The 14648-nt window shown below is 66.9% G+C and carries 16 protein-coding genes; 11 read left to right on the top strand and 5 right to left on the bottom strand.

The window, feature by feature from the left end; translation table 11 throughout:
* The first annotated feature begins 20 nt into the window (after positions 1–20).
* Positions 21–917, top strand: a complete 897-nt coding sequence (gene mmsB / locus CVH10_RS00150; protein ID WP_035593520.1) for a 3-hydroxyisobutyrate dehydrogenase — start codon at positions 21–23, stop codon at positions 915–917.
* 6 nt (positions 918–923) lie between these two features.
* Here mmsB and CVH10_RS00155 read toward each other — a convergent pair whose 3' ends face one another.
* Entirely contained in the window at positions 924–1508 is a 585-nt protein-coding gene (locus CVH10_RS00155; protein ID WP_035593518.1) for a cupin domain-containing protein, read from the bottom strand.
* Between the two features lie 208 nt (positions 1509–1716).
* Here CVH10_RS00155 and mobA point away from each other — a divergent pair, with 208 nt between their 5' ends.
* The 7 genes from mobA to CVH10_RS00190 all read left to right on the top strand — a co-directional run bounded on the left by mobA (position 1717) and on the right by CVH10_RS00190 (position 6949).
* Complete coding sequence (gene mobA / locus CVH10_RS00160; protein ID WP_369335684.1) at positions 1717–2319, top strand: molybdenum cofactor guanylyltransferase MobA; 603 nt, start codon at positions 1717–1719, stop codon at positions 2317–2319.
* The gene (gene mobB / locus CVH10_RS00165) at positions 2316–2903 is read left to right on the top strand and encodes a molybdopterin-guanine dinucleotide biosynthesis protein B (protein ID WP_106487471.1); all 588 of its coding nucleotides are present in this window, start codon (positions 2316–2318) and stop codon (positions 2901–2903) included. The genes mobA and mobB overlap by 4 nt, the downstream gene beginning before the upstream one ends.
* A complete protein-coding gene (gene glp / locus CVH10_RS00170) occupies positions 2900–4150 on the top strand; it encodes a gephyrin-like molybdotransferase Glp (RefSeq protein WP_035593512.1) in 1251 nt (416 codons plus the stop codon). The genes mobB and glp overlap by 4 nt, the downstream gene beginning before the upstream one ends.
* A gap of 10 nt (positions 4151–4160) precedes the next feature.
* A complete protein-coding gene (moaC, locus tag CVH10_RS00175; RefSeq protein WP_106487472.1) occupies positions 4161–4970 on the top strand; it encodes a cyclic pyranopterin monophosphate synthase MoaC in 810 nt (269 codons plus the stop codon).
* Between the two features lie 2 nt (positions 4971–4972).
* Positions 4973–5434, top strand: a complete 462-nt coding sequence (gene moaE, locus CVH10_RS00180) for a molybdopterin synthase catalytic subunit MoaE (protein WP_106487473.1) — start codon at positions 4973–4975, stop codon at positions 5432–5434.
* Positions 5431–6423 (top strand): GTP 3',8-cyclase MoaA, encoded by a 993-nt coding sequence (moaA, locus tag CVH10_RS00185; RefSeq protein WP_046078547.1) that lies wholly within the window; start codon positions 5431–5433, stop codon positions 6421–6423. Before moaE ends, moaA begins: the two co-directional genes overlap by 4 nt.
* A 232-nt stretch (positions 6424–6655) precedes the next feature.
* Positions 6656–6949: an H-NS family nucleoid-associated regulatory protein gene (locus CVH10_RS00190; RefSeq protein WP_035593505.1), complete on the top strand. Its 294-nt coding sequence runs from the start codon at positions 6656–6658 to the stop codon at positions 6947–6949.
* Positions 6950–7057: 108 nt separating this feature from the next.
* On the opposite strand, the gene CVH10_RS00195 is transcribed toward CVH10_RS00190, so the two are convergent.
* On the bottom strand, positions 7058–8650 hold the full coding sequence (locus CVH10_RS00195) for a ribonuclease J (RefSeq protein ID WP_106487753.1): 1593 nt from the start codon (positions 8648–8650) through the stop codon (positions 7058–7060).
* 236 nt (positions 8651–8886) lie between these two features.
* On the opposite strand from CVH10_RS00195, the gene purU reads away from it, so the two are divergent.
* Together purU and CVH10_RS00205 are read left to right on the top strand one after the other, a co-directional pair.
* Positions 8887–9741 carry a formyltetrahydrofolate deformylase gene (gene purU, locus CVH10_RS00200; protein WP_106487474.1) on the top strand — a complete coding sequence of 285 codons (855 nt, stop codon included), beginning with the start codon at positions 8887–8889 and terminating at the stop codon, positions 9739–9741.
* A 239-nt stretch (positions 9742–9980) separates the two neighbouring features.
* Complete coding sequence (locus tag CVH10_RS00205; RefSeq protein ID WP_146142889.1) at positions 9981–10325, top strand: hypothetical protein; 345 nt, start codon at positions 9981–9983, stop codon at positions 10323–10325.
* Between the two features lie 22 nt (positions 10326–10347).
* Here CVH10_RS00205 and dinB read toward each other — a convergent pair whose 3' ends face one another.
* Together dinB and lexA are read right to left on the bottom strand one after the other, a co-directional pair.
* Positions 10348–11397: a DNA polymerase IV gene (gene dinB, locus CVH10_RS00210; RefSeq protein ID WP_106487476.1), complete on the bottom strand. Its 1050-nt coding sequence runs from the start codon at positions 11395–11397 to the stop codon at positions 10348–10350.
* 205 nt (positions 11398–11602) lie between these two features.
* Entirely contained in the window at positions 11603–12265 is a 663-nt protein-coding gene (lexA, locus tag CVH10_RS00215; RefSeq protein WP_106487477.1) for a transcriptional repressor LexA, read from the bottom strand.
* Positions 12266–12509: 244 nt separating this feature from the next.
* Here lexA and CVH10_RS00220 point away from each other — a divergent pair, with 244 nt between their 5' ends.
* Positions 12510–13163 carry a TetR/AcrR family transcriptional regulator gene (locus tag CVH10_RS00220; protein WP_106487478.1) on the top strand — a complete coding sequence of 218 codons (654 nt, stop codon included), beginning with the start codon at positions 12510–12512 and terminating at the stop codon, positions 13161–13163.
* A 244-nt stretch (positions 13164–13407) separates the two neighbouring features.
* Here CVH10_RS00220 and CVH10_RS00225 read toward each other — a convergent pair whose 3' ends face one another.
* The gene (locus CVH10_RS00225; RefSeq protein WP_106487479.1) at positions 13408–14640 is read right to left on the bottom strand and encodes a type II secretion system F family protein; all 1233 of its coding nucleotides are present in this window, start codon (positions 14638–14640) and stop codon (positions 13408–13410) included.
* Between the last annotated feature and the right edge of the window lie 8 nt (positions 14641–14648).

Genomic DNA, 14648 nt, shown 5'->3' on the forward strand with positions numbered 1-14648 from the left:
ACAAGACAAGGAGCCACGCCATGAACATCGCCTTTATCGGACTCGGCAACATGGGATCGCCCATGGCCGCCAACCTGCTGAGCGCGGGTCACGACGTCTGCGTCTTCGACCTGGTCGAGGCCGCCATGGCGGACCTCGAGGGGCAGGGGGCCAGGCGCGCCGACAGCGCCGAGGCGGCCTGTCGCGACGCCGAGGTGGTCATCTCCATGCTGCCGGCCGGGGCCCACGTGCTCGGTCTCTATCTGGGCGATGGCGCCTCGCCGGGGCTGCTCGATGCCCTGGCACAGAAGCCATTGGTGATCGATGCCTCGACCATCTCGCCCGACGAGACCCGCCGCGTGGGCGAGGCGGCGGCCGCGCGGGGGCTGACCTATCTGGATGCGCCGGTCTCCGGCGGCATCGGCGGCGCCAAGGCCGGGACGCTGACCTTCATCGTCGGTGGGAAGGAGGCGGGATTCGAACAGGCCCGGCCGGTGCTCGAGGCCATGGGCAAGAACATCTTTCACGCCGGCGAGGTCGGCGCCGGTCAGGTCGCCAAGATCTGCAACAACATGCTGCTCGGCATCCTGATGAGCGGCACCGCCGAGGCGCTGGCGCTGGGGGTGAAGAGCGGGCTCGATCCGGCGGTGCTGTCCGAGATCATGAAGCAGAGCAGCGGCGGCAACTGGGCGCTCAACGTCTACAACCCCTGGCCAGGGGTCATGGAGGGCTCGGCGGCGTCGCGCGACTATCAGGGCGGATTTCTCACCGACCTGATGGCCAAGGACCTGGGGCTGGCCTGGGAGCTGGCGCTCAAGGCCAGGGCCAGCGTGCCCATGGGCTCCCAGGCGCGCAACCTGTTCGCGCTGCACAGCGCCCAGGGCAGTGGCCGGCTGGATTTCTCCAGCATCCAGTGGCTGTATCGGGCGGGGGAGTGAACGCGCTCAGCCGTGATGCAGCTCTTCCCCGCCGTCGGAGAACGACGGCGGGGTATTGGCGCTGACGATCACGCATTCCTCGTCGCCGACGTTGCGAAAGCGGTGGGGCAGCCGTGAATCGAAGTAGTAGCCATCCCCGGCCGACAGCTCCTCCACCTCGCCGTTGACGGTGATCTCGATCCGTCCAGAGATCACCACGCCGCCTTCCTCGCCTTCGTGTTCCAGCATTTCCTCGCCGCTGTCGGCCCCGGGCGGATAGCGTTCGTGGAGCACCGACATGCGTCGATCCGGGCGGCGTGCGGCCACCAGACGCCACGACAGCTGGCCGTCGCCGATCTCGGTGAGTTCCGACGCCTTGTAGAAGGGCCGGGGATGGCTGGTCTCCTCGCCGGCGAAGAAGGTGCTGATCGATACCGGCAGGGCATCGAGGATCTTCTTCAGCGAGCTCACCGAAGGGCTGACGCTGTTCTGCTCGATCAGCGAGATGCTGCTGTTGGTCACCTGGGCGCGCTTGGCGAGCTCGCGCTGGGAGAGCCCTTTCTCCTTGCGCAGCTGGCGCAGCCTTGCGCCGACATTGAAGCCTTCATCCATCGTGGTCTTTCGCGGCCGGGCCGCGATCCTGTTGCTGGTTGGGGCGTGGAAAATAATTGACGAATGATACCCTCTCCCCGTGCCGGCGATAAGTCGGCATGCCCCACGGGTCGGTTTCGGAACGCAAGTTGACCCTATGGTCATGGCACCCGCCGCGACGCTGAGGCATCATGACGCGATATGCAGAACGTCTGGACGGAGCCTGTTCGTGATCGATCGTGATGCGCTCACCGGCCTGGTACTGGCCGGCGGGCAGGGGCGTCGCATGGGGGGATGCGACAAGGGCCTCGAGGCCTTTGCGGGCCGTCCCCTGATCGCCCATGCCGTCGCGCCGCTGGTCGGGCGCGTGGCGGAGCTCCTGATCAGCGCCAACCGCCATCCCGAGGCCTACGCCGAGTGGGCCGATCGGGTCATCGCCGACGCCGAGACGGGCTACATGGGCCCGCTGATGGGCCTCTACAGCGGGCTGCGGGCGGCTGCCACCGACTGGGTGGTGGTGGTGCCCTGCGATTGCCCGGCGCTGCCGGACGATCTGGTGGCGCGGCTCATCGCGGGCCGGGGCGGCGCCGATATCGCCGTGGCCCACGACGGCGAGCGGCTGCATCCGGTCGTGGCGCTGATCCGACGCGACCTGGTCGACGACCTGGGCGAGGCGCTGGCCGCCGGCGAGCGCAAGGTCGACCGCTGGATCGCGCGTCATGCCTGGTGCGAGGTGGACATGTCGGACCGCGCCGAGGCCTTCGTCAATCTCAATACCCTGGATGACAAGCGGCGCCTGGAAGCGCGTCGCCGGGAGACACTGCGCCCATGAGCGACACACCCGTCGGCTCCGTGCCGCTGGAGGATGACCTGCCGCTGCTGGGCATTGCCGCCTGGAGCGGCACCGGCAAGACGACCCTGCTGGAGCGACTGCTGCCGGCGCTGCGCCAGCGCGGCCTGCGCGTGGCGGTGATCAAGCACGCCCATCATGCCTTCGACGTGGACCAGCCGGGCAAGGACAGCCATCGCCTGCGCCAGGCCGGCGCCGAGCCGATCCTGGTGGCGTCCCGCGCCCGGGTCGCGCTGATGATGGAGACCCCCGATCGCGAAGAGGCCGATCTCGCCGAACTGATCGAGATGGTGCGCCCCCAGCGGCCGGACCTGGTGCTGGTGGAGGGCTTCAAGGCCTGGCCGTTGCCCAAGCTCGAGCTCTACCGCGAGGCGGTGGGCAAGCCGTTGCGCGCGGCCGGGGACGGCTGGATCGTGGCGGTGGCCAGCGACGGGGCGCCTGAGTTGCCCGACGACGTCGAGCGGCTGGACCTGAACGATCTCGACGGCCTTGCCGACTGGGTCGCCGACTGGCCCACCCGCTGGGCCGGTCGGCGTGGCCCGCGAGGCGAGGGCACGGCATCATGACGCTGTCCTGTTTCGACCTCGCCGAACGGACCCTGTCGCCGGACGAGGCTCGAGAGGCCCTGCTGGGCCTGGTGTCCGGCCCGCTGCCCGCCGAATCGGTGTCCCTCGGTGCCCTGCATGGCCGGGTGCTGGCCGTCGCGCTGGACTCTCCCATCGACGTGCCCCAGAACACCAATGCCGCCATGGACGGCATCGCCCTGGCGTGGACATCCGGCCAGGGCCCGTCGCGCTGGCATCGGGTCGGCGAGGTGCTGGCGGGGCGCCGGCGCGAGACGCCGCTCGGCCCCGGGGAATGCGTGACCATCACCACCGGGGCACCGCTACCGCCGGGCGCCGATACCGTGATCATGGGCGAACAGCTGAACGCGTGCGGCGATGCCGTCGAGGTCGAGCGCCCCGAGACCGTTCGCCTGGGCCAGAACGTGCGCCAGGCTGGCGAGGATATCGCCCGTGGCCAGCGGGCGCTGGCCGCCGGTACCCGGTTGGGGGCGGCCGAACTGGGCCTGCTGGCCTCGCTGGGATTCGCCGAGGCGGCCGTTCATCGTCGGCCTCGGGTGGCGATCTTCTCCACCGGCGACGAGGTCACTGCCCCGGGCGAGCCGCTGCCCGCGGCCGGCATCCATGATGCCAATCGTTTCTCGCTGGCCGGCCTGCTGACGGAACACGGTGCCGAGGTCATCGACCTTGGCATCCTGGCCGACGATCGCGACGCCCTGGTCGCGTCCCTCGACGGCGCCGCCCGCCATGCCGACCTGGTGCTGACCAGCGGCGGCGTGTCGGCAGGGCAGGCCGACTACACGCGCCAGGCGCTGGAGTCGGTCGGTCGGCTGGCCTTCTGGCGCATCGCCCTTCGCCCCGGCCGGCCGCTGGCCTGCGGCACGCTCGGCGAGCGCGAGGTGCCGTTCATCGGGCTGCCCGGCAATCCGGTGGCGGCGATGGTCACCTGCCTGCAGTTCGTGGCGCCGCTGCTGAAGCGGCTGCAGGGGCGCCACGATCTCGCCCCCCGGCGCGACACCGCCCTGGCCGAGGTCGCGCTGACAGGCCGCGTCGGTCGCACCGACTTCCTGCGTGCCACCTGCCGCAGCGACGCCGAGGGGCGGCGCTGGGTGCGGCCCACCGGTGCCCAGGGCTCCGGTATCCTGTCTTCCATGGTGGCCGCCGACTGCCTGATCGAGATCGACGCGGCCCGCGCCGCGGTCGAGCCCGGCGAGCCGGTGGCCATCCAACCCCTTTTCCGACTGACATGAGGCGCCCTTCATGAGCCTGACTCACCTCAACGCCCGCGGCGAAGCCCACATGGTCGATGTCGGCGACAAGGCCGAGAGCCGTCGCGAGGCGCGTGCCTCCGGGACGATCCGCATGCGTCCCGAGACCCTGGCGCTGCTGGCCGATGGCGACCTGCCCAAGGGCGACGTGCTGGCCACGGCGCGTATCGCCGGCATCCAGGCCGCCAAGCGCACCCACGAGCTGATACCGCTGTGCCATTCGCTGGCGCTGTCCAAGGTGAGCGTGGACTTCGAACTCGACGAGGCCAATGCCGGCGTCCACGTCTCCGCCACTTGCCGGCTCAACGGCCGTACCGGCGTCGAGATGGAGGCGCTGACCGCCGTGTCCGTGGCCTGCCTGACCCTCTACGATATGTGCAAGGCGGTGGACAAGACGATGGAGATCGGCGAGATCCGCCTGGAGGCCAAGACCGGCGGCAAGTCCGGTGATTACGCCCGAGAGGCCGAGGCCGACGAGGTGCCCATCGTGACCGGGGAGGGCGAGGCCGGCGAGGTCTCGCTGGGCGCGCGCTGCGCCGCCGGCGAGCCCTGTATCCTGGTCAAGTGCCTGGCCGAACTCCGCGAACGACTGGGCGTCGGCGAGGTGTCGCTGCCCTTTGACGCGCTCGAACGAGCCGACGTGGGCGGGCTCAAGGCCGCCCTCAAGGCCATGGACAAACGCTTCGCCGGCCTCGAGGAAAGGCGCGTGCTGTGCGCCGTGAATCAGGTCATGGCGGGCAATGCGACGCCGCTGACCGCCGAGGACGAAGTGGCCTTCTTTCCCCCGGTGACCGGAGGCTGACCATGTCACGTGTGCGAGTACAACAACAGGCCTTCGACGCCGGCGAGGAACAGCGCCGGTTGATCGAGACGCGCACCGATATCGGCGCCGTGATCGCCTTTACCGGCCTGGTGCGTGACTTCAACGAACGCCCGGACGTGCAGGCACTGAGCCTGGAGCATTATCCGGGCATGACCGAAGCGGCCCTCGAGGCGATCGTCGACGAGGCCGAATCTCGCTGGCCCCTGCAGGGCATGCGGGTCATTCATCGTGTCGGCCGTCTTGGGCCCGGGGATCCCATCGTGCTGGTGGTGGTCGCCAGCGCCCATCGGCGGGCGGCCTTCGAGGCCTGCGATTTCATCATGGATTATCTCAAGACCCGTGCTCCCTTCTGGAAGAAGGAGCACACCGCCAGCGGTGACTACTGGGTGGCCGAGCGCCAGACCGATCATCGCGATGCCAAGCGCTGGGAGGTGTCATCATGACCGATGAGCTCATCGACGACTTCGGTAGACGCGTGCGCTACGTGCGCATCTCGGTCACCGATCGCTGCGATTTTCGCTGCGTCTATTGCATGAGCGAGGAGATGACCTTCCTGCCGCGAGCCCAGGTGCTGACCCTCGAAGAGCTGACGCTGGTGGCCCGGGCCTTCACCGAGCTCGGGGTGGAAAAGGTTCGCCTGACCGGCGGCGAGCCGCTGGTCAGGCGCGACATCGACCGTCTGGTGGAGGACATCGGTGCACTGCCGGGGCTCAAGGACTTCGCCATGACCACCAACGGTGCGAGCCTGCCCAAGTATGCCCGTCGCCTGCGCGAGGGCGGCCTCGAGCGGCTCAACATCAGCATCGACTCCCTGGACCCCGAGCGTTTCCGGCGGCTGACGCGCACCGGCGATCTGCAGCGAGTCATCGACGGCATTCGCGCCGCCAAGGCGGCCGGCTTCGAGCGCATCAAGCTCAATGCGGTCATCCTCAAGGGCCGCAACGACGACGAGGTCATCGATCTGGTGGACTTCGCGCGCCGTGAGGGGCTCGATATCAGCTTCATCGAGGAGATGCCGCTGGGCGAGGTCTCGGACCACGGGCGCGAGGAGACCTTCTGCTCCAGCGACGAAGTGCAGGCGCTGGTCGAGACACGCCATACGCTGCTGCCGACCACCGAGTCGACGCTCGGGCCGTCGCGCTATTTCCGCATGCCCGACAGCGATACCCGGGTGGGCTTCATCTCGCCGCACAGCCACAACTTCTGCTCCAGCTGCAATCGGGTTCGCGTCACCGCCGAAGGCCGGCTGCTGCTGTGTCTCGGCAACGAGCATTCGGTGGACCTGCGGGCCGTGGTACGCCGCCACCCCGGCGATATCGAGGCCCTCAAGGCCGCCATCGTGGCGGCCATGCCGCTCAAGCCCGAGCGCCATCATTTCACCACCGATGGCGATGTGCAGGTGGTGCGCTTCATGAACATGACCGGCGGCTAGCCATTGCCTATCGGCGCCGGGTCGGAGGATCGTCTACTGCCCCGGTGCCGTTTTCCTGCTTGCTAATCCCCCTGCTTTTTTCTCTTTGCGGTTCACGGTTTCGTCTACTTTCCCGGCGACTATTCCCGAGCACCGGCCCTCGGCTTTTCTTGCCAAAAACGCTGTTGAGCATATACTTTTACTGGTATCGGCCGAGCGTGGCCGACCATCAACCTGCGTCCTGGAGGGGGCAATGTCCGAGCAGACCCTGGAGCGTATCGCGCGCAACAAGAACGTGGCCCGTGCGGCGGCCCGCCAACTCAGCATGGAGCAACTCCATAAGCTGGCCGAAGTGATTGGTGAAGTCATCGAACAGAAGAATGACGAGGAGCGTCAGCGCCAGGAAGAGGAAGCCGAAAAGGCTCGCAAGCTCGCCGAAATCCGCGAGCAGATTAACGAGGCGGGCCTTTCCGTCGAGGATCTCGTGCCGGAACAGCCCCAGCGCAAGCGCGGCCGTCCGCCGAAGAAGGCCGCCGACAAGGCGTAAATTCAGCGCTGAGTGACAAGAAAACCCCGAAGGTTTGGCCTTCGGGGTTTTTCTTTTGTGGCGAATCTATCTTGTGAGCGGGCTCCGGTATCTGCCGGCCGCAAAGTCTCAGCCCGAGACTTCCGCTTCGGCCGCGAGTATCTGCAGATGGATCTCGGGCATTCGGCGCAGGTGGTCGCCGAACCAGGCGAGCATGCGTGGCCGCAGGGCGAGGCGCAGGTCGGCCAGGGATTCCACCTGGATGTCGTCCAGGCAATCGTCGAGCCAGTCGATGAAGGCATCTTCGTCCAGCGGGCTCGTCTCGCTGGCATCGAGCAGCAGGCGTCCAATGCGGGTCCAGCCCTGTTCGGTGGCCATCACCGTGAGCGCCAGGTGCAGCTGACCGTGCCGGGCCTCTCCGCCGCCGAGGCCGGGCAGTCGGGCGACCTCGTCCTGATGGATGATGCGTGGCGTCTGGGCATGGCGAGCCTCCAGATGCAGCCCCTCGCCGTCCAGGCGAATCATGTCGCCGTTGCGCGGGACGATCGGCGCCGCGATGCCGAGCGACTGCGCCAGGCTCTGGTGGGCCTGCTGGTGGCGGGGTTCACCGTGCACCGGCAGCAGATGGCGGGGGCGCGTCCAGCCGTATAGGGTGGCGAGCTCCTCCTGGGCGGGGTGGCCGGAGGCATGCAGCTCCGCGTGGTTGCTCTCGTCGAGCAGCGATACACCGAGATGGCTCAGGCCGCGCTTGAGACGCTCGATCAGGCGTTCGTTACCGGGAATCGCCTTGGAGGAGAAGATCACGCTGTCGCCGGCTTCCAGCTCGACGTGCGGGTGGCGACCACGGGCCAGGCGTGACAGTGCCGCGCGGGGCTCGCCCTGGCTGCCGGTGGCGATCACCAGTACTTCCTGGGGGGGCAGGTAGCCCATGTCGGAAATCGGCACCAGCGGCGGCATGTCATCCAGATAGCCGAGACCACGCGCCACGCCGACCATGCGTTCCATGGAGCGCCCCATCAGTGCGACACGCCTGCCACAGCGCTCGGCGGCGCGACTGATGGCCAGCACCCGGGCCAGATTGCTGGCGAAGCAGCTGACCACCACGCGTCCCTGGCAGCCTTCGATGGCTCGGGCCAGGGCATCGGCGACCTCACCCTCGCTGCGGGAGTGGCCGGGTAACGGCGCATTGGTGGAGTCGCCCACCACCAGGTCGACCGGCGCCAGGGCGCGGTACAGTTCGGCCTCCACGGCGGGGCCGATCAGCGGCTCGGGATCGAGCTTCCAGTCGCCGGTATGCAGCACGCGATGCGAGCCCGCGGTGATCAGCAGGGCGCAGCTCTCGGGAATCGAGTGGGTCAGCGGCAGGTAGCGCAGGCCGAAGGGGCCGACGCTCAACGCCTCGCCGGGCTCGATGACGTGGATCGCCGACTGCGACAGGCCGCGCTCGGCGAACTTGGCGCGCAGCAGCCCCGCGGCCAGCGGCGTGGCGTGGATCGGGCAACCCCATTGTGGCCACAGCCAGGCCGCCGCGCCGATATGGTCCTCGTGCCCGTGAGTGATGATCAGTGCTTCGGGGGCGATGCCCAGGGTGTCCAGGGTGGCAAGGTCCGGCACCTGCAGCGGGCTGTCCGGCAGGTCCTGGCGGATCATCATGCCACAGTCCACGGCGATCCAGCGGTCCTCGTGCTCCTTCTCTGCGTAGCCGTAGAGATTGAGATTCATGCCGATCTCGCCGCAGCCACCCAGCGGCAGGAAATGCAGGGGCGGGCGGCGGCGGGGGCGGATCTGGACGCGGGGTTGTGGCATCAAGGGAACGTCGACGGAAAATGTGACGATCACTATACGGGATGGTGGCACGGCGTCACAACGCGCCTCGTCAGGCGACGAAGGTCTGACTCGACGGACAGGATTTCGCTACAATGGGGGATTGTTCGATTCATCCAAACTACGGTCTTTCGATGTCACACTATTACCGTCTCGTGGTTTCCTGCCCCGACAATCTGGGGATCGTCTCGCGTGTTTCCAGCTTCATAGCCGGGCAGGGCGGTTCCATCACCGAGGCCAGCCAGCACTCCGACCTGGAGTCCGGGCGCTTCTTCATGCGCTACGTGATCCTCGCCGATTCCATCGGCATGTCCGCCGAGTCGCTGCGCGATGCCTTTGCGCCGATCGCCGACGAATTCGAGATGGACTGGTCGCTGACCGACACTCAGCAACGCCAGCGGGTAGTGCTGATGGTCTCCCGCGAGAGCCACTGCCTGGTGGACCTGCTCTATCGCTGGACGGCCAACGAGCTGGACTGCGACATCGCCGCGGTCATCTCGAACCATGAGGACATGCGTTCGCTGGTGGAGTGGCACGGCATTCCCTATCACCACGTGCCGGTCGACCCCGCCGACAAGTCGGTCGCTTTCGCCGAGGTGCAGCGCCTGATCGACGAGAGTCGGGCCGACAGCATCGTGCTGGCGCGCTACATGCAGATCCTGCCGCCGAACCTTTGCGAGCGCTACGCCGGACGGGTGATCAACATCCATCACAGCTTCCTGCCGTCCTTCGCCGGGGCCAAGCCCTACCATCAGGCCTATCGGCGCGGCGTGAAGCTGATCGGTGCCACCTGCCACTACGTGACCCAGGAGCTGGATGCCGGCCCGATCATCGAGCAGGACATCCATCGGGTCAGTCACTGCCACACGCCCAATGACCTGGTGCGCTTCGGCCGCGACGTCGAGAAGACGGTGCTGGCCCGAGGGCTGCGCTGGCATCTCGAGGATCGCGTGCTGGTGCATGGCAACAAGACGGTGGTGTTCGCCTGAATCGGCCGGGCGCCGGAGGTGTCGCCGGCGCCCGGTCGCTCTCGCCCCGATTAGAGTGGCATCACCGCCCGAGCGCCTTGTGACTTCTCGGGCATCATCGATTGTTTCCAGGTGTAACAGAGCGTTATCGCATGGAAACTTTAATCCGATAAGGCGTCGTTCCTGTCACGTGATGGGGTGATGCGTCGCTGCCCGTTTTGGCATAGTGGCAGGCGATTTCTGCCTGGCTACGACTTCCCATGACCATGACGGCTACTCCCGTGGCGCGTTCGGCTCGCCTGATCCGCCGACAGATGCTTCGCCATAATCGCTTCTTCGGATTGCACCAGCTCTGGTTCGGCCTGTTGCTGACGTCGGTGATGACCTATGGCCTGGCGCTTTTCTTCGATCCGACCGGCTGGTGGCTCCTCGGGGTCGGGCTGCTGGGCGCCCTGGTACTGGTCGAGCTGATGTTCCTGCCGCGGCGCGTGGTGATCCATCGCCTGTCGGCCAAGGAAAGCTATGACGAACGGGTCCGAGAGGCCCTGCGGCACGGTGTGTCGTTGCAGGAGGTCAAGGTGGTGGATCGAGAGGAGACGCCGTGAAAGGCTGCCCCATGGCTCTGAACTAAAACGCCAGCGTCAGCTGCTGGCGGGCGGCCTCGGGCTGTAGCCTGACGCCCACGCCCAGCAGTCGCACCGGGCGCGAGGCCCGGGCCCAGGCCTGTTCCAGCAGGCGATGATAGCTGTCGCGGCCGATGGCCTGGCCGCGGCTCTCCAAGGTGGTCAGGCTGAAGTCATCGAAGCGCACCTTCACGAACAGCCCGGCGATCGCCGGCTCCCCATGGCGAGCCACCCGCAGGGCCAGCTTGTCGCACAGCGGTGCCAGCGCCTGCTGGGCGCTCGGCAGGTCTGGCAGGTCGCGGTCGAAGGTGGTCTCCACGCTGATCGATTTTCGCTCCCGCTCCACCTTGACCGGACGCTCGTCGATACCTCTGGCCAGCTCGAACAGCCGCTGGCCGAACTTGCCGAACTCCTCCAGCAGCCGTTCTCGCGGCAGGCGGCACAGGTCCGCGCAGGTGGCCACGTCCAGCGCCTCCAGGCGGGCCCGGGTGGCGGGTCCTACCCCGTGCAGCTTGCCGACGGGCAGGCTCGCCACGAAGGCCTCGACACGGTCCGGCGGAATCACCGTCAGCCCGTCCGGTTTCTCCCAGTCACTGGCCACCTTGGCCAGGAACTTGGACGGAGCGGCCCCCACCGAGACGGTGATGCCGGTGCGCGTTAGGCACTCCTGCTTGATCCACTGGGCCATCCAGGTGGCGCTGCCCTGGAAGCCCTCGACATCGGTGACGTCCAGATAGGCTTCGTCCAGCGACAGCGGCTCGACCAGCGGGGTGAGCTCATAGAACACGGCCTGAATCTGCCGGGATACCTCGCGGTACTTGTCGAAGTCGCCCGGCAGCAGGGTGAGGTGAGGGCAGAGTCTCAGGGCCTGGGCCGTGGGCATCGCCGAATGGATGCCGAAGGTCCGGGCCGGATAATTACAGGTGGCGATGACCCCGCGATGTTCGCGCGAGCGGCCGATAGCGATGGGAATATCGCGCAGGCTCGGGTCGTCGCGCATCTCGACGGCGGCGTAGAAGCAGTCGCAGTCGGCGTGCAGGATCTTGCGTGTCAAAGCAGCAACCTCCTGGCTATAGCGCTTTCTGAGCGCAGTCCAGAGCTAGGCCCGTTCCCTACGGGCCAACGCACTTCCCACATCCTTGTAGGTCGCAAGGCAAAGCTCGACGAGAGGCGGACCGGGCTCGCGCGCGAGTTGACAAGCCGTTCAATGAGCATACCGAGGAGAGCTTTAACGCCGTATGGACAAGCTCGGGAAGTGCCTAACCTAAAGCCTGGCCGTTGCCGCCGCGGATGACCCCTACACCGATGCCCTCGATCTCGAAGGCGTCATGGCGCAGGTCGACCTCGATGGGATCGAAGTCGGTATTCTCCGCCTCGAGACGTACCTTGTGGCCCTGGCGGTGGAAGCGCTTGACCGTCACCTCGTCTTCCAGGCGTGCGACCACGATCTGGCCGTCGCGGATGCGCTCCGTACGATGCACGGCAAGCAGGTCGCCTTCCATGATGCCCACATCCTTCATCGACAGGCCGCGCACCCGCAGCAGGTAGTCGGCCTTCGGGGTGAAGTATTCCGGGGGCAGCGGGCAGTAGCGGTCGATGTGCTCGGCGGCCAGGATCGGGCTGCCGGCGGCGACCTCACCGATGATCGGCAGACCCTGACTCTGGCTCGGCTCCTCGCCCGCAGCGCTCTCCGTGACCTCGGCGTCCTGGGCCGGCAGGCGAATGCCGCGGGAGGTGCCACGGATGACACGGATGACACCCTTGCGTTCCAGGGCGCGCAGGTGTTCCTCGGCGGCATTGGGCGACTTGAAGCCCAGGGCGCGTGAGATCTCCGCTCGGGTCGGCGGATAGCCCAGCTCGTTCATGGTCTTGACGATGAAGTCGTAGACGTTCTGCTGGCGTGACGTGAGGGGGCGAGTCATGCGGCCTCCGGAGCGGATGGAATGCGATTATTGATCAAGTATACAGCATGGCCATTCATCCAGTAAAAGTCTCGTGATGCCTCGCTGGCGTGGGCGCTGGCTCGCCATGCCGCCGCCGGCCCGATGCGTATCAAGCGTATGACGGTTGACCTCGAGGCCCTTGGCGCTGCACTCTCATGGAACATGGATAGTTTGAAACATGCGTTTCCTCACGCCTGAGACCACATAATACCGGATCGACTCGATGGCCCAGCCCGATACCGTCACTCGCATTCTCGACACCGCCGAGGTGTTGTTCGCCGAGCGCGGCTTTGCCGAGACCTCGTTGCGCAACATCACCAGCAAGGCCAAGGTGAACCTGGCCGCGGTCAACTATCACTTCGGTTCCAAGAAGTCGCTGATTCAGGCGGTGTTCGCCCGCTACCTGGACCCTTTTACCGAACGCTTCCATCGTGCTCTGGACGAGCTCGAGGCGCGGCACGCTCGTGATGGCAGCCGGATTCCGCTCGAGGAGCTGCTGGAGACCATGGCTCGCACGGTGCTCGAGGTGCCGGCCGAGCGCGACAGCCTGAAGGTATTCATGCGTCTGCTGGGATTGGCCTACAGCCAGGCCCAGGGGCATCTGCGCGGCTATATCCAGTCGCAGTATGGTGACGCCTTCAATCGGTTCATCGAGCTGGTACGGCTGGCCACGCCGGAGCTGCCCGACGCAGAACGCTTCTGGCGGCTGCACTTCATCCTCGGCTCGGTAATCTTCACGCTGTCCGGCCTGGATGCACTCCGCGACATCGCCGAGCATGACTACGGCGAGCGGGTCTCCGTTCACGAGCTGGTGCAGAAGCTGCGGCCGGTGGTGGTGGCGGCCATGCAGGCGCCGTTGCCTGTCGGTGAGGGGTGAGGGGTGAGGCGTCGGGCCGGGATCGTCGGTGTCGGTGGTCAGGCCTCGCAGGATGCGCCTTCGGCTTATCCAGCCTACCCGCGATCACGTCTCAGGGCATCTGAACATCGTGGCGACGCGTAGGGGCGATAAGCGCCAGCGCATCGCCCGCCCAGGATGGGGAGTCGGTAAGGATGGCGGGCTATCGGTATGGAGTGAGGCGCCTTTTCGCCTCACGCCTCATCTCCTCACTCCTTGCTGATCGTCAGATCACACTCCCCAGCTCGAAGATCGGCAGGTACATCGAGATCACCAGGCCGCCCACCAGCACGCCCAGCACCACGATGATGAACGGTTCGAGCAGCGAGGTGAGGGCGTCGACCTTGTTGTCGACCTCTTCCTCGTAGTAGTCCGCCACCCGGTTGAGCATGGCGTCCAGGGCGCCGGCTTCCTCGCCGATGCCGACCATCTGTACCGCCAGCGGCGGGAACTGCTCGGTCAGGCGCATGGCGAAGTGCAGCTGCTGGCCGGTGGCGACGTCGTCGCGGATCTGTTCCACCGCGCGCTCGTAGACCTTGTTGCCGGAGGCGCCGGCAGCGGTCTGCAGTGCCTCCACCAGCGGCACCCCGGCGCCGAAGGTGGTGGCCAGGGTGCGTGAGTAGCGGGCCACGCAGGACTTGTCGAGGATGTCGCCGATCACCGGGATGCGCAGCGCCAGGGCATGCATGCGGTAGGCGAAGGCCTCGGAGCGCTTGATGCCGGCGCGGATCAGGACGATGGCCGCGACTACCGCACCCAGCGCCCACGGCCAGTACTGCTGGGCCAGTTCGGAGAGCTGGATGGTCATGCGCGTCATCGCCGGCAGTTCGGCGCCGAAGCCGTGGAACAGGCTCTCGAACTGCGGCACCACCTTGATCAGCAGGATCGCGGTGACGCCGATGCCCACCGCGACCACCGCCGCCGGATACCACAGCGCCTTCTTCACCCGACCCTTGAGCGATTCCACCTTTTCCTTGTAGGTGGCCACCCGTTCGAGCATGCGATCCAGCGAGCCGGACTGCTCACCGGCTTCCACCAGATTGCAGAACAGCCGGTCGAAGTAGAGCGGGTGACGCCTCAGTGCCTCGGAGAAGCTGGCGCCGGCGGCCACCTCGTTCATCAGCTCCTGCACCAGGGCGCGCATGGCCGGCTTCTTCATGCTCTCGGCGACCACCTGGAAGGCCTGCAGGGCCGGCACGCCGGCGCGGATCATGGTGGCCATCTGCCGAGCGAACAGCATGATGTCGCGGGGCTTCACCTTGCCCATGCCGTTGCCGATGCCGCTCTTGCGGCGGATGGTCTTGACGATGATGTTCTGGCCGGAGAGTTCCTTCTCGACCTCGACGCGGCTCCTGGCGATGATCTCGCCGCTGACCTTGCGCCCCTGGGGCCCCTTGCCGGACCAGCGCCAGCGATACAGCTTGAGCTTCTGGGCCTTGTTCAGGCTGGCGGTTGCCATGGTGTGTT

Source organism: Halomonas sp. ND22Bw, from assembly GCF_003011945.1.
Classification (GTDB): Bacteria; Pseudomonadota; Gammaproteobacteria; order Pseudomonadales; family Halomonadaceae; genus Halomonas; species Halomonas halophila.

Bases quoted from the DNA above. Each gene is read 5' to 3' on its own strand.
- mmsB (WP_035593520.1), top strand. From the start codon at position 21: ATGAACATCGCCTTTATCGGACTCGGCAACATGGGATCGCCCATGGCC.
- CVH10_RS00155 (WP_035593518.1), bottom strand. From the start codon at position 1,508: ATGGATGAAGGCTTCAATGTCGGCGCAAGGCTGCGCCAGCTGCGCAAG.
- mobB (WP_106487471.1), top strand. From the start codon at position 2,316: ATGAGCGACACACCCGTCGGCTCCGTGCCGCTGGAGGATGACCTGCCG.
- glp (WP_035593512.1), top strand. From the start codon at position 2,900: ATGACGCTGTCCTGTTTCGACCTCGCCGAACGGACCCTGTCGCCGGAC.
- moaC (WP_106487472.1), top strand. From the start codon at position 4,161: ATGAGCCTGACTCACCTCAACGCCCGCGGCGAAGCCCACATGGTCGAT.
- moaE (WP_106487473.1), top strand. From the start codon at position 4,973: ATGTCACGTGTGCGAGTACAACAACAGGCCTTCGACGCCGGCGAGGAA.
- moaA (WP_046078547.1), top strand. From the start codon at position 5,431: ATGACCGATGAGCTCATCGACGACTTCGGTAGACGCGTGCGCTACGTG.
- CVH10_RS00190 (WP_035593505.1), top strand. From the start codon at position 6,656: ATGTCCGAGCAGACCCTGGAGCGTATCGCGCGCAACAAGAACGTGGCC.
- CVH10_RS00195 (WP_106487753.1), bottom strand. From the start codon at position 8,650: ATGAATCTCAATCTCTACGGCTACGCAGAGAAGGAGCACGAGGACCGC.
- purU (WP_106487474.1), top strand. From the start codon at position 8,887: ATGTCACACTATTACCGTCTCGTGGTTTCCTGCCCCGACAATCTGGGG.
- CVH10_RS00205 (WP_146142889.1), top strand. From the start codon at position 9,981: ATGACCATGACGGCTACTCCCGTGGCGCGTTCGGCTCGCCTGATCCGC.
- lexA (WP_106487477.1), bottom strand. From the start codon at position 12,265: ATGACTCGCCCCCTCACGTCACGCCAGCAGAACGTCTACGACTTCATC.
- CVH10_RS00220 (WP_106487478.1), top strand. From the start codon at position 12,510: ATGGCCCAGCCCGATACCGTCACTCGCATTCTCGACACCGCCGAGGTG.
- CVH10_RS00225 (WP_106487479.1), bottom strand. From the start codon at position 14,640: ATGGCAACCGCCAGCCTGAACAAGGCCCAGAAGCTCAAGCTGTATCGC.